This window comes from Pyxidicoccus caerfyrddinensis (assembly GCF_010894405.1).
Classification (GTDB): Bacteria; Myxococcota; Myxococcia; order Myxococcales; family Myxococcaceae; genus Myxococcus; species Myxococcus caerfyrddinensis.
The window spans coordinates 97706-112040 of record NZ_JAAIYA010000005.1; the positions used below are offsets into that span (position 1 = coordinate 97706).

The 14335-nt window shown below is 68.0% G+C and carries 11 protein-coding genes; 9 read left to right on the top strand and 2 right to left on the bottom strand.

Annotated features, from left to right (window positions below):
* Window positions 1-5: 5 nt before the first annotated feature.
* From G4D86_RS13300 to G4D86_RS13325, 6 genes are all read left to right on the top strand, one after another.
* Window positions 6-1154, top strand: coding sequence for an acyl-CoA dehydrogenase family protein (locus G4D86_RS13300; protein ID WP_163993416.1), 1149 nt, complete (start codon window positions 6-8; stop codon window positions 1152-1154).
* Window positions 1155-1188: 34 nt separating this feature from the next.
* Window positions 1189-2400, top strand: a complete 1212-nt coding sequence (locus G4D86_RS13305; protein WP_163993418.1) for an acetyl-CoA C-acetyltransferase — start codon at window positions 1189-1191, stop codon at window positions 2398-2400.
* Window positions 2401-2438: 38 nt separating this feature from the next.
* Window positions 2439-4616, top strand: coding sequence for a 3-hydroxyacyl-CoA dehydrogenase NAD-binding domain-containing protein (locus G4D86_RS13310; RefSeq protein ID WP_163993420.1), 2178 nt, complete (start codon window positions 2439-2441; stop codon window positions 4614-4616).
* Between the two features lie 29 nt (window positions 4617-4645).
* The gene (locus G4D86_RS13315; protein ID WP_163993422.1) at window positions 4646-6055 is read left to right on the top strand and encodes an aldehyde dehydrogenase family protein; all 1410 of its coding nucleotides are present in this window, start codon (window positions 4646-4648) and stop codon (window positions 6053-6055) included.
* Window positions 6056-6357: 302 nt separating this feature from the next.
* Window positions 6358-7236, top strand: coding sequence for a M23 family metallopeptidase (locus G4D86_RS13320; protein ID WP_163993424.1), 879 nt, complete (start codon window positions 6358-6360; stop codon window positions 7234-7236).
* Window positions 7237-7434: 198 nt separating this feature from the next.
* Window positions 7435-9012: a peptidoglycan DD-metalloendopeptidase family protein gene (locus G4D86_RS13325; RefSeq protein WP_163993426.1), complete on the top strand. Its 1578-nt coding sequence runs from the start codon at window positions 7435-7437 to the stop codon at window positions 9010-9012.
* Between the two features lie 129 nt (window positions 9013-9141).
* Here G4D86_RS13325 and G4D86_RS13330 read toward each other — a convergent pair whose 3' ends face one another.
* Complete coding sequence (locus tag G4D86_RS13330; RefSeq protein WP_163993428.1) at window positions 9142-9525, bottom strand: hypothetical protein; 384 nt, start codon at window positions 9523-9525, stop codon at window positions 9142-9144.
* Between the two features lie 238 nt (window positions 9526-9763).
* Window positions 9764-11041, bottom strand: coding sequence for a dienelactone hydrolase family protein (locus G4D86_RS13335; RefSeq protein ID WP_163993430.1), 1278 nt, complete (start codon window positions 11039-11041; stop codon window positions 9764-9766).
* 273 nt (window positions 11042-11314) lie between these two features.
* Between G4D86_RS13335 and G4D86_RS13340 the strand changes: the two genes are divergently transcribed.
* Genes G4D86_RS13340 through G4D86_RS13350 form a run of 3 tightly spaced genes read left to right on the top strand, consistent with a single transcriptional unit; the run spans window position 11315 to window position 14249 of the window.
* The gene (locus tag G4D86_RS13340) at window positions 11315-11854 is read left to right on the top strand and encodes a hypothetical protein (protein WP_163993432.1); all 540 of its coding nucleotides are present in this window, start codon (window positions 11315-11317) and stop codon (window positions 11852-11854) included.
* A 37-nt stretch (window positions 11855-11891) separates the two neighbouring features.
* Complete coding sequence (locus G4D86_RS13345; protein ID WP_240360224.1) at window positions 11892-12905, top strand: hypothetical protein; 1014 nt, start codon at window positions 11892-11894, stop codon at window positions 12903-12905.
* 9 nt (window positions 12906-12914) lie between these two features.
* Complete coding sequence (locus G4D86_RS13350) at window positions 12915-14249, top strand: Dyp-type peroxidase (RefSeq protein WP_240360225.1); 1335 nt, start codon at window positions 12915-12917, stop codon at window positions 14247-14249.
* Window positions 14250-14335: the final 86 nt, after the last annotated feature.

Consider the following 14335-nt stretch of genomic DNA (forward strand, 5'->3'; position numbering starts at 1 on the left):
TGGACATGACGGCACGTTCTCGGTGGAGCTCGGATGAGCTCGAGCAGGTGCGCGGGCTCGCGGCCAGCTACTTCACGAAGGAAGTCCTCCCCAACGTGCCGAAGCACGTGGCCCAGGGGTATCCGGACAAGGCGCTCTACCGGCGGGCGGGCGAGCTGGGGCTGCTCTGCATGTCCATCCCAGAGGCCTACGGCGGTGGCGGTGGCACCTTCGCGCACGAGGCGGTCCTCATCGAAGAGCAGATTCGCGCCGGAGACCCGTCCATGGGCTTCGCCGTGCACTGCACCATCGTCGCGCACTACCTCCTCGCCTACGCGTCCGAGGCACAGAAGCAGAAGTGGCTACCGAAGCTCGCGAGCGGCGAGTGGGTGGGCGCCATCGCGATGACGGAGCCGGGGACGGGCTCGGACCTCCAGGCCATCTCCACCCGTGCGGTGCGTGAAGGCGACTTCTACCGGGTGAGCGGGGCGAAGACGTTCATCTCCAACGGCCACGTGTGTGACTTCCTCATCATCGCGGCGCGGACGGGGGACGCGAAGGGCCACGCTGGCATCTCCCTGCTGTGTGCCGAGGTCTCCGACACGACGCCCGGCTTCCAGCGGGGCCGCATCCTCGAAAAGCTCGGCGGGAAGGGCCAGGACACGACCGAGCTCTTCTTCGATGACCTCAAGGTCCCTGCGGTGAATGTGCTCGGCGGGGAGGAGGGCAGGGGCTTCGTCCAGCTCATGCAGCAGCTCCCCCAGGAGCGGTTGAGCACGGCGCTCATCGCCATGGCGAGCCTGGAGCGCGCCGTGGAGGTCACCATCGACTACACGAAGCAGCGGCACGTCTTCGGCAAGCCGCTTTTCGCTCTGCAGAACACGCGCTTCGAGCTGGCCGAGTGTGCGACCCTCAGGCGTGTCTGTCGCACCTTCATCGACGACTGCATCGAAGCCCACCTGGCGGGCAAGCTCGATGTGGCAACGGCGGCCATGGCCAAGTATTGGGTGACCGACCAGGCCTGCATCGTCGCGGACCGGTGCCTGCAGCTGTTTGGCGGCTACGGGTACATGAAGGAGTACCCCATTGCCCACCTCTTCGCGGATACGCGAGTGTTGCGAATCCTTGCCGGCGCCAACGAGGTCATGAAAGAGCTCGTCGCCCGTTCCCTGTAGACCCCTTCCACCCACTCCTCCAAGGAGGCTCCTGGTGAGCCAAGAAGCTTTCATCTTCGACGCCGTTCGCACCCCTCGCGGCAAGGGCAAGAAGGGCGCGCTGCATGGGACCAAGCCCATCTCGCTGCTCGTCGGGCTGGTGGATGCGCTCAAGAAGCGCAACCCCGGCCTGGACCCGAAGCGCATCGACGACCTGGTGCTCGGCATCGTCTCCCCCGTGGGAGACCAGGGCGCGGACATCGCGCGGACGCTGGTGCTCGCGGCCGGCCTTCCCGAGACGGTGGGTGGCGTGCAGCTCAACCGCTTCTGTGCCTCCGGCCTGACGGCGGTGAACATGGCCGCGCAGCAGGTGCGCTCGGGCTGGGAGCACCTGGTCATCGCGGGCGGCGTGGAGAGCATGTCGCGCGTGCCCATGGGCTCGGACGGCGGCGCGTGGGCCATGGACCCCGCCACCAACTACGACACCTACTTCGTGCCGCAGGGCATCTCCGCGGACCTCATCGCGACGATGGAGGGCTTCACCCGCGAGGACGTGGACCGCTACGCCGCGCGCTCGCAGGAGCTGGCCGCGAAGGCCTGGGCCGGCGGGTACTTCAAGAAGTCCGTCGTCCCGGTGGTGGACCAGAACGGCCTCACCATCCTGGACCGCGACGAGCACATGCGCGCGGACACCACGGTGGCCTCGCTCGGCAAGCTCAACCCGTCCTTCGAGGGCATGGGCGAGATGGGCGGCTTCAACGCGGTGGCGCTGCAGAAGTACCACTCCGTGGAGCGCATCAACCACGTGCACACGCCGGGCAACTCGTCCGGCATCGTCGACGGCGCGGCGCTGGTGCTGGTGGGCTCGGAGCAGGTGGGCAAGTCGCTCGGCCTGACGCCGCGGGCGCGCATCGCCGCCGTCGCCACGTCCGGCGCGGAGCCGACCATCATGCTCACCGGCCCGCTGCCGGCCACGAAGAAGCTGCTCGACATCGCCGGCCTCACGCCGAAGGACATCGACCTCTTCGAGCTCAACGAGGCCTTCGCCTCCGTGGTCCTCAAGTACCAGAAGGACCTCGGCATCCCCGACGAGAAGCTCAACGTCAACGGTGGTGCCATCGCCATGGGCCATCCGCTGGGCGCCACGGGCGCGATGATTCTGGGCACGGTGGTGGACGAGCTGGAGCGCCGCAAGGCGCGTCGCGCGGTCGTCACCCTCTGCGTCGGCGGCGGCATGGGCGTGGCCACCCTCGTCGAGCGCGTCTGATTCCTTCCTCTTCTATCGACACCCTTTCGAGCGAACCCATGAGCGAGCAGAACACCATCCGCTGGGAACGAGACGCCGACGGCATCGTCATCTTGACGTTGGATGACCCGAGCCAGTCCGCGAACACCATGAACGCCGCCTACGTGAAGTCCATGCGTGCGGTGGTGGACCGTCTGGTCCAGGAGAAGAACAGCATCACCGGCGTGGTCATCACCTCCGCGAAGAAGACCTTCTTCGCCGGTGGTGACCTGAATGACTTGCGCAGCGTGAAGAAGGAGAACGCGCAGCAGGTCTTCGAGCTGGGGCAGGAAATCAAGGCGCAGCTGCGCACGCTGGAGACGCTGGGCAAGCCCGTCGTCGCGGCCATCAACGGCGCGGCGCTCGGAGGTGGGCTCGAAATCGCGCTCGCGTGTCACCGGCGCATCGTCGCGGACGTGAAGGGCGCGCAGATTGGTTTGCCGGAGGTGACGCTCGGCCTGCTGCCCGGTGGCGGCGGCGTGGTGCGCACGGTGCGGATGCTCGGCATCGTGGACGCGCTGATGAAGGTCCTGCTCCAGGGCCAGCGCCTCCGTCCGCAGGAGGCCAAGGAAGTCGGCCTCGTGCACGAGGTGGTGGACTCGGTGGACGCGCTACTGCCCGCGGCGAAGGCGTGGGTGAAGGCGAACCCGAGCGCGCAGCAGCCGTGGGACGTGAAGGGCTACAAGATTCCGGGCGGCACCCCGTCCAATCCGGGCCTCGCGGCGAACCTGCCCGCCTTTCCCGCCAACCTGCGCAAGCAGCTCAAGGGCGCGAACATGCCGGCGCCGCGCGCCATCATGGCCGTGGCCGTCGAGAGCACGCAGGTGGACGTCGACACCGCCTTCGCCATCGAGTCGCGCTACTTCACGGAGCTCGCCACCGGCCAGGTCGCGAAGAACATGATTCAGGCGTTCTTCTTCGACATGCAGCACATCAACTCGGGCGGCGGCCGTCCCAAGGGCTTCCCGCAGCACACGGCGAAGAAGGTCGGCGTGCTGGGTGCCGGCATGATGGGCGCGGGCATCGCCTACGTCTGCGCCAAGGCCGGCATCGACGTGGTGCTCAAGGACGTGAGCCTCGAGTCCGCCGAGAAGGGCAAGCAGTACTCGGTCAAGCTGGTGCAGAAGGGCATCGAGAAGGGCAAGGTCACGAAGGAGAAGGGTGACGCGCTCCTCGCGCGCATCCTCCCCACCGCGGATGCGAAGGCGCTCGCGGGCTGCGACCTGGTCATCGAGGCCGTGTTCGAGGGCGTGGAGCTGAAGCACAAGGTGTTCGCGGAGATTCAGGACGTCGTCGCTCCGGACGCGGTGCTCGCTTCGAATACCTCCACGCTGCCCATCACTCTTCTGGCGGAAGGCGTGAAGCGGCCGGCGGACTTCGTCGGCATGCACTTCTTCTCTCCGGTCGACAAGATGCCGCTGCTGGAGCTCATCGCCGGCAAGAAGACGAGCGATGCCACGCTGGCGAAGGCCATCGACATCGCGGTGCAGATTGGGAAGACGCCCATCGTCGTCAACGACAGCCGGGGCTTCTTCACCAGCCGCGTCATCGGCACCTTCCTCAACGAGGCCATCGCCATGGTGGGCGAGGGCATCTCCCCCTCGTCCATCGAGCAGGCGGGTCAGCAGGCGGGCTACCCCGCGGCGCCGCTCCAGTTGATGGACGAACTCACGCTGACGCTGCCGCGCAAGATTCGCCTGGAGACGAAGGCCGCCGTCGAGGCCTCGGGCCAGAAGTGGGCGGAGCACGGCAGCTACGCCGTCGTGGACGCGCTGATTGACCAGCACCAGCGCAAGGGCCGCTCCACCGGAGGCGGCTTCTACGACTACGTGGATGGCAAGCGCACGAACCTGTGGCCGGGGCTCGCCCAGCACTTCACGAAGCCGGGCTACACCATTCCCTTCGAGGACATGAAGGAGCGGATGCTGTTCGCCGAGGCCATCGACACGGTGAGGTGCTTCGACGAAGGCGTCCTCCGCTCGGTGGCGGATGCGAACGTGGGCTCCATCCTCGGCATCGGCTTCCCGGCGTGGACGGGTGGCGTGGTGCAGTACATCAACGGGTATGAAGGGCCGACCGGCACAGGGCCTCGCGGCTTCGTCACCCGAGCGCGCCAGCTCGCGGAGCGCTACGGGAAGCACTTCCTGCCGCCCGCGTCGCTCGTCGAGAAGGCCGAAAAAGGCGAGTTCTTGAAGTAACCCCTCTCACAACAACAAGGAGCAGTCCGATGGCTCGGAGTCCCAGTCACCTCGCCGCCGAGCCGTCGCCTTCGCTCGACGCGCAGTCCCTCGTCGAGAAACAGCGCGCGTACTTCGAGACGCGCGTCACGCTCCCGCTGGAGTGGCGGCGGGAGCAGTTGCAGGCGCTGGAGCGGGCGGCGCGCAAGTACGAGGCGGAAATCCTCGCCGCCCTCAAGGCGGACCTCTCCAAGAGCGCGGAGGAGGCCTACCTGACGGAGGTGGGCAGCATCTACGGCGAGCTGAAGGGCGCCCTCAAGAGTGTGAAGGCGTGGATGAAGCCGCGGAAGGGCTCGGCTCCGCTCGTCATCCAGCCGGCGCGGGCGTACCAGTACGTGGAGCCGCTCGGCGTGACGCTCATCATCTCGCCGTGGAACTACCCCTACCAGCTGGCGATTGCGCCGCTCATCGGGGCGCTCGCCGCGGGCTGCACCGCCGTGGTGAAGCCCAGCGAGCTGTCGCCCGCGACTTCGAGCGTGCTCGCGCGGATGCTGGGTGAGGCCTTCCCGTCAGAGGTCGTCTCCGTCGTGGAAGGAGGGGTGGCCGAGAGCCAGGCGCTGCTCGCGGAGCGCTGGGACCTCATCTTCTTCACCGGTGGAACCAGCGTGGGCCGCATCGTGGCCGAGGCCGCGGCCAAGCACCTCACGCCCACCGTGCTGGAGCTGGGTGGAAAGAGTCCCTGCATCGTCGACAAGAGCGCGGACCTCGAAGTCACCGCGCGGCGCATCGCCTGGGGCAAGTACGTCAACGCCGGACAGACGTGCATCGCTCCGGACTACGTGCTCATTCCGCCCGAGCTCAAGGGCCGCTTCGCCGAGCTGGTCCAGAAGGCCGTCACGGACTTCTACGGCGCGGATGCGCGCACGAGCAGCGACTACGGCCGCATCGTCAGCACCCGCCACTTCGAGCGCATCTCCGCGCTCGCGTCTCACGGCAGGGTCGCCTTCGGCGGCGAGCGCGACGCGGCCAGCCGCTACTTCGCGCCCACCGTCATCACTGATGCGCCCCTGTCGAGCCCGCTGATGCAGGAGGAGATCTTCGGCCCCCTGCTGCCCCTCATCGATTGTCCGAGCGTCGAGGACGCCATCCGCTTCGTGCGCTCGCGCCCGAAGCCGCTCGCCCTCTACAGCTTCGCGCGCGACGCCGCGGTGAACGAGCGCGTCCTCGCGCAGACTTCGAGCGGCGGAGCCGTCACCAACGACGTGTGCGTGCACTTCGCCGCCGAGGGGCTTCCCTTTGGCGGCGTGGGTGAGTCGGGGCTCGGCGGCTACCACGGCCAGTCGAGCTTCGACGCCTTCAGCCACAAGAAGAGCGTGGTGAAGCGGCCCTTCGCGCTCGACATGAAGCTGCGCTACCCGCCGTACGCCGGGAAGCTCGGCCTCTTCAAGCGCTTCCTGTAACGGGCGTGCGCGAGGGGCGGCGGGAAGCGAACCCGCCGCCTGGTCGCGAGGACTCTCTCTCGCTTCAACCGGCCCGAAAATCCCGGGGGCAGACCTCCTCCTCCTGCCACCTCGTGGACCCGCCGCTGCAGCGCGTGGCGCTGCAACATGCTCAGCCGAATACCTCTCGCTGTAGAAGCCATCACCGTGTACTTGCGGCCCTTGGTGCCGCCCGGTGATGCCACCCCTGCAAGGACTTGCTTCGGATGGCTTAGAGTCTTCCGGACGGCGCACACCGCACGCGCCGGCAGGAGGGTCATTCCTTGTCAGCGACTCGCTGTGCCGTGGGACTGCTGCTGCTCTGGGCGTGGGGCTCCGCGCGGGCGCAGCCCTCGCCGTCCCTTCCCTACCGCCACGAGTCGTGCTCGGAGAACGGACGGGTCTGTCTCATCACCGAGCAGCCGGACACCGAGAGCGCGACGCTCACCCTGCGCACCACGGCGACCTCCGAGCTCACGGTGACGCTCGACGCGGAGGTGGAGAACGTGGAGCTCTCGACGCCGCTGCCTGTCACCGCCGTGTTCGAGGGCTCGCAGACGAAGACGCTGGTGCGGCTGCGGCGCGCGAAGCGGGGGCTGGCCTGGCGGTACAAGAACGTCCACTACAACTGGAACTGGGGCACCGCCCGGGCGCGGCACGACGACTCCGTCCTCTACCTGCTGCCCTTCGAGCCCAACCACGCCGTCCGCGTGATTCAGGGCTACGACGGCGTCACCAGCCACACCGGCCCCATGCGCTACGCGCTGGACTTCGACCTGCTGGAGGGCTCGCTGGTGCGCGCCGCCCGCGACGGCGTCGTGGCGGATGCCATCCACACCTTCAAGACGGCCGGCACCGACAAGAGCTACCGCGAGCGGGACAAGGCGAACCGGGTGTTGGTGCGCCACGCCGACGGGACGTTCGGCTACTACGGGCACCTCAAGCCGGGCGGAGTCTTCGTGCGGGAGGGCCAGTCCGTCACCGCCGGGCAGCCGCTGGGCATCTCCGGCAACACCGGCTACTCGCGCGGCCCGCACCTGCACTTCGAGGTGCGCACGGCGGTGGACGGCACGCAATGGCAGACATTCCCCGTCCGCTTCACCACCCAGCAGGGCCGGGGCCTCACGCTGGAGCAGGACAAGTCCTACTCCGCCGCGCGCTGAGCGTGCCGGCCTCCGTGAGGCGCTCGCGGCAGAACAGGGCCCCACACTGGAGCAGGTCAGAAGGGTTCTTGCTTCCAGGCGGCCCTTCAATCTGATTTTTCATTTTTCGTGGGATGGCGGAGAGGTCGGGCTCTCATGGAAGGGCTGAACGACGACGCTCCCCAGGACGGCGCCCCCAGGCGCAGGATGGACATCCCCATGAAAGTCGAAGGCTGGCTGAATCCCCGTACGTGGCTGTCAGGTCTGTCACTGGCGCTGCTGCTGAGCGGCACCGGCTGCGGTTCTGAGGACTCGATTGCAGACACGCAGGAGGCGCCCACGCAGGAGGCGTCCCTCCTCACGCCCTTGGCGCGACCCAACTTCCAGGCCCCCTTCCCCTGCGGGCAGTCCTGGACGTACAGCCACCACAGCGCCGAGGTGCGGCGCGCGCTCGACTTCGTGAACAATGGAGGGGGCACCAACGGCCAGCCCCAGCTCGCCTCCGCGGCGGGCTACGCCACGCGCCACTTCGAGTCCGGCGGCGCGGGCAACTACATCAAGGTCGACCACGGCGGCGGATGGGTGACGTACTACTTTCACCTGTCCGCCTACTCGGTGCCGAGCGGCACCCAGGTGGCGCAGGGCCAGCAGATCGGCGTGACGGGGAGCACCGGCGCGAGCAGCGGACCGCACGTCCACTACGAGCAACTGCTCAACGGCGTGGGCCAGGACATCGTCCTCAACGGCGTGTCGCTCGCGCCCTATCCCGGCAGCTACGGCTCCAGGAGCATCACCAGCAACAACTGCTCCAGCTGCGTGCTCAAGGGGGACATCAAGGCGAAGTACGACGCGGTGAACGGCCCGGCGCTGCTGGGCAGGTGCCTGGCCGGTGAGCTGCCCACGCCGGACGGGGTGGGCCGCTTCAACCACTTCGAGCGCGGCAGCATCTACTGGACTCCGACGCTCGGCGCGCACGTGGTCGTGGGGCAGATCAAGCTCAAGTGGGAGCAGCTGGGCTGGGAACTCAGCGCGCTGGGCTACCCCCTCACCGATGAGCTGACAACGCCGGACGGGCGGGGCCGCTACAACCACTTCGAGCGCGGCAGCATCTACTGGACGCCGGAGCTGGGGGCCTGGGAAGTCCACGGGAACATCCGGGCGAAGTGGGAGCAGTTGGGCTGGGAGCGCAGTGAGCTGGGTTACCCGAAGACGGGGGAGCTGGCGACGCCGGACCAGACGGGCCGCTACAACCACTTCGAGAATGGGAGCATCTACTGGACGCAGGCGACGGGAGCGCACGAGGTGCGCGGACTCGTGCATGCGAAGTGGGCGGAGCTGGGGTGGGAGAAGAGCTACCTGGGCTACCCGGTGACGGACGAGCAGGGGGCGCCGGACGGGGTGGGACGCTTCAACCACTTCCAGAAGGGAAGCATCTACTTCACTCCGGCGACGGGAGCACATGCGGTGGTGGGTGACATCAACGCGAAGTGGGTGGCGCTGAGCCGTGAGGCGGGGCTGCTGGGCTACCCGCTGACGGACGAGACGAAGACTCCGGATGGGGTGGGCCGTTTCAACCACTTCCAGAATGGCAGCATCTACTGGACGCCGGCGACGGGAGCGCAGGAGGTGCACGGCCCCATCCGGGACAAGTGGGAGTCCATGGGCTGGGAGGCGGGAGCGCTGGGCTACCCGGTGCGGGACGAGTACGCCGTCACCGGTGGACGTGAGAGCGAATTCCAGAAGGGCTTCATCACCCTCAACAGCACCACCGGCGCCGTCACGGTGCGCATGAAGTAGCAATCCCCTGAAGTTGCCCCGCGCTCCGAGCAGGAATCGAAGCCGCCTGTACGGCTTCGATTCCCGCCGCCTGGCCGCGAGGACTCCCTCACGCTTCAACTGGCCCGAAAATCGGGGAGCAGACCCGCATCAACCGCAAGTCGCTTGGATGCAGGTGGTGCTCACGCAGGTAGAGCCCGGGCAGTCTGTATTGAAGTTGCAGGACAGATTGACCCTGGAACCCGAGGAGCACCACTTGCCGCAATCCGCAGCGCTGTTGCAGTACTGGTTGACCTTGGGGCCCGAGGCACAGAACTTGCCGCATTCCACACTGGAGTTGCAAGACAGCCCTGCTCGATAGCCATTGAAACAGACGCCAGCCATTGCGGTCACCCGGCCATCCGCTCCTTCTTCCGGTGCGGCGGTGTCCTGGGAGATTTCGGGGGTCGAGGTATCCGTCTCGCCCTCAACCGGAGCGTTGCACCCCGTGAGGGCGAGCGAGATGACCAGAGCAAGCGATGCGTACTTGTTCATACTCAAGTCCTTTCAAGACTGCGGTTAATTCCGGATAAACAGCTAATTAAGGCTAAGCAGAATTAAGCGGACTCGTCAATGAGAGAAGCGCTTCTTGACCGAACGGGGTTGGGAGCTGGACGCCTGGTAGGAGTCGAGGGAGGGGCCCGGCTCTTCATGCGGTACACGAGGACGTGACTGGAGAAATGGCTTACCTGCGGCTGCCGGAAATCTGAATCCAGCGAGAACCGAGCCACGCTCAGGGCTGGCCCGGGCGCCAGTGCGTCACGGTGACGACGGGCGAGGTGCTGCTGGAGGCGTCCGGCGGCGTGGAGAGCGAGTCGAGCTCCTGCGTCTGCTGGCGGAGCTGCGCGTCCAGGAACCGGAGCGTGTCGTTGGCACTGGCGGCCCAGCCTCGCGCCGTGCTCGTGGCCCGTCCCCCGGGCGCGAGCGCGGGAGCCACGGCGGTGGCGGCGCCGACGCTGGTGAAGTCGAGGTGCCTGAGCCCCGTGATTCGTACGAGCCACCGGTCCGCGCCGCGCAGGGAGCGCACGAGGTCGAAGTCGGGCACCACCGCCGCGTCGCCCTGTTGGTAGAGGTGGAGCAGCGGCACGCGGAAGTCGTCCGGGCGGAAGCCGGTGAGGCCGGCGAGCCACTCCCTGCCCTGGCGGTTGGCGATGCCACCGTCGAGGCTGACCAGGGCGGACGTCTCGGGGTGCTCGCGCGTGAAGAGGAAGGCCGCGCGGGCTCCGAAGCTGTGCCCCACGAGCGCGACGCGCGAGGTGTCCACATGCGTGTCGGCCTTGAGGGCGTCGAGCGCACGCACCAGTTCCCGGGCCTGGCCCCGCGCGATGGCGAGGACGTCCTCGTTCTCCAACGGCGGCGCGAGGTGCGCGGGGAAAGGCGTGGTGGCCACGATGTAGCCGTGGCTCGCGAGGTACTCGGCCAGCACCGCTTGATGGTGGGCGGAGTGGAAGCGTCCCTGCGCCACGAGCACCAGCGGGAAGCGGCCCGGCGCCGGAGCGGCTCCGCGTGCCGCGAGGACGTCCGCGTTCAACCACGCCGACACGGCGGCGGCTGGCAGCCCCATCCCCGTCACGAGCTGCTGGTAGCGCGTCACCGCGGCCCTGGAGACGTCAGCGTCCTCGGAGGACTCCGGATGTTGCTCGGAGCCGGTGAGGCCCACGTAGTCGCGGTAGTGCAGGCGCGCGGTGGAGGCCGCGTCGCGCGCGGGATACCAGACGGTGAGCTGGAGCGGGCGGGCGTCCGCGGCGTCCGTGCCGGCGGGAACCGCCATGACGCGCAGGCCCACGTCATGGTTGCCCGGCGCGAGCGGCCCCCAGATTGCGGGCGCGGTGCGCGCGGGCGCCCGGCTCACCCGGGCCGGCGCGGAGGGCGCGGGCCGACTCGTGCCACAGCCGGCGAGGAGGGCCAGCGCCAGCAGTGAGGGCCGGAGTGCGCCGTGTCCGAGGGAGCTCAGCAGCACGGCGGCAAAGGGAGCAGGGCGCACGGCGCGGAGCATAGGAGTCTCCCGCATCGCCGTTCCACCCTCCGGAAGCGGTTCTTCCGTGCGGTCTACACCTCGGTGAACTTCATGCATGCAGCCGCAACAAGCGCTCGTCATCCATCGCACGGCTGGTGCTCACTCGCGGTGGCGTCGACGGGAGGCGCGGCTGCCTGGAGACGCCTCCTCCACGGAGATCCATCGCTCGATGCTGCGCTGTCCCTCCAGCCCTCAGTGGCGCTGCTTGACGCGCCACCGCCGCGTATTCACCTTGAACCCAGATCGACGACACTGCGGGGGCAAGACATGGGGCGCGAACTCAAGCCCGCGGCAATGGCGCTTCCGAAGCAGGACGACTCCTGGCCGAAAGGGAAATACGGCCCCGTCTGGCCCCGGACTCCCGCCTGCCACGGCTTCACCATCATCGCCAAGGTCAAGCCGGGCCGGGCGGACGTCATCCGAAGCTATGGCCAGAAACTGGCGAAGGCCCTCGAGGGCGACCCGACCGTGCTGGCACCGCTCAAGCTCCACTACCTGAGATGGGTCCTCTTCGATAACGACACACGTTTCATGTATCAGGGCATCTTCGACACCGACTTCGACAAATACACCGAGGACGCGGTGGCGCTGTTCAAGCAGGTCGGTGTCGATACCGTCTTCGAGAACCTGGAGGGCTTCCCCGCGGACTGGAAGACCAACTCGGAGGCCTTCATCCGCTTCGTGCGGGAACACCAGTGCCCGAGCTTCCTCGAGTACGGCGAGTACCCCTACGTCACGGCGGACGAGGTCAAGAAGGCCTTGAGGGTCAAGGACGCGCTCTCGGACATGCTGGACCAGCTCCAGTGAGCAGCCCCGCCATGCATTCCAGGCAGGAGGAGTGACGATGCCGACCGAACCCGCTCGCACCTACAACCAGAACCACGTGCCACGGAAGTATGAGCGCGGGCGGCGGCGGGTCAGCGTCTACGTCTCCTGGACGTACCCCGGAGAGGCGAACAGGGACGTCACCGTGATGGACAACCGCTACTCGACCATGACGGACGTGCGCCGCGTGCTCTGGCCGGAGTATGAGAATCCCCGCTTCTCGGACCCGATGCGGTTCCAGCAGGGAATCGCGGGCTCGCTGGAGCTCTTCTTCTGGGCCTGGACCCGCTTCCAGCAGGTGGCCGGCGAAGTCACGGGGCATCCCGTTCCCGTCTTCCAGCGCGTCGACCAGGCTGGCTTCTCCCTGCCGCTTGACGAGCGGGTGCTCGGCGACGCCGACACGCTGCTGCTCTTCGGCCTGGACCACATGGCGACGGAGCAGGCGGCCTCGGCCGGCGAAGTCGAGGCGCTGCGCAACTTCCTCAAGCGGGAGGGGACGTGCCTCGTCATCGGGCCACATCACGACGTGGGGGCGTCCACCAACCTGGAGGAGCGGGCCATGGAGTACGCCCACCATGGCGACGCCCTGGTGCCCCGGCAGCAGCGGTTCGGCCTCTTCTGCCGCTCCCTCCTGAGGAGCCTGGGGATTCCCGTCGAGAACCGCTTCGGCCTCCGCCCCGCGACCGCCGGCAAGCGAATCGCGCCGCTCACCATCCAACGGGATTTGGACACGCGGGGGTACCTGACGGGGGTGACGTCCTTCAATCTCCACTTCCACCTGCCGCACTACGAGGTGCTGGACCCGAAGGGGAAGGCGGCCCGGGTCCTGGCCCGCCAGCCCATCGACCTCACACGGCCACCCCACCCATTCACCGCGGCCGGCAACCGTGAGTTCAACACCTGTGTCTGGGTGCCGCCCGAGGGCGAGCGCGCCGGCGATGTGCTCGTCGTGGACTCCACCGTCTTCTCCACGCTGTTCGGCGTCGACGAGAGCCTCGAGCGCTTCTGGAAGAACCTCTGCCAGGCCCGGTGAGCGAGCACCATGTCCGGACGCGCAGACGGCATGCTGGAGCTGGCGGACATTCAGGCGGGAGTGGTGCGCCCCCGGCCGACGCCCTATGCCGCGACCTACGTCTTCTTGCGAATCGACGAGCGGGCCGCTGGCCGTGAAGTCCTCGGACGGCTCGGTGAAGTCGTCGCGTCGGCAGCCGACCCCGAGCGGCTCGAGGGCAGGGCCTGGGTGTCGGTGGCGCTGACGTACTGGGGGCTCGAGGCCCTGGGCCTTCCTCCAGAGTCCTTGCGGAGCTTCTCCTGGGAGCTCCAGCAGGGAATGGTCGCCCGCGCGAGCGCCCTGGGCGACACCGGTGAGAACAGCCCGGAGCACTGGGAGCGTCCGCTGGGCTCCTCGGACGTCCACATCGTCGTGGTGGCGCTCGGCCCGAATCGAAAGCTGCTCGACGGCGAGCTGGCGAGGGCGCGCAAGGCCTTCGAGACGCTTCCGGGCGTCACGCCGGTCTGGCGGCAGGACTGCCACGCGCTGCCCACCGAGACAGAGCCCTTCGGCTTCCGGGATGGCATCAGCCACCCCGCGATAGAGGGGAGCGGCATTCCGGGCACGAACCCGCACGAGCCACCGCTCAAGCCTGGCGAGTTCGTGCTCGGCTATCCGGATGAGCTGGGAGGTATCGGCCCCCTGCCCCAGCCGGAGGTCCTGGGACGCAATGGGAGCTATGCGGTCTTCCGCAAGCTGCACCAGCGCGTCGCGGCGTTCCGGCGGTACCTGCGGGAGAATGCGGCTGGCGCCGGCGAGGAGGAATGGCTCGCGGCCAAGATGATGGGCCGCTGGCGAAGCGGGGCTCCGCTGGCACTCTGCCCCGCCGCGGACGACCCCACCCTGGGCGCGGACCGCGCCAGGAACAATGCCTTCCAGTACGCGGATGACTCCACCGGATACAAGACGCCGGCCGGCTCACACATCCGGCGCATGAATCCACGCGACACGCCGGTGGCCGGAGTCGTGAGGCTGCACCGGATGATTCGCCGGGGCACCGCGTATGGTCCGGCGCTTCCGGAGGGCGTCCTGGAGGATGACGGCGTCGACCGGGGATTGATGTTCGCGTTCATCGGCGCCCACCTGGGACGGCAGTTCGAGTTCGTGCAGTCGGAATGGGTGAACGCGGGGACGTCACTGGGCCTGGGCGACACCCGGTGCCCGGTCACCGGGCCCAACGCGGGAGCGGGCGCGTTCTCCATTCCCAGGCGTCCGATTCCCAAGCGCCTTCGTGGCCTCCCCCAGTTCGTCGTGACGCGTGGTGGCGAGTATTGCTTCATGCCCGGGCTCCGCGCGCTGCGCTGGCTCGCCGAGCGCAAGTCTTGAGGGCCACCCAGAGGGTCAACACCAAGGGCATGATGGCGAAGCCTCTCTTCGAGGCCCGGCCCTCCTTCGAAATCACCTACAGAACC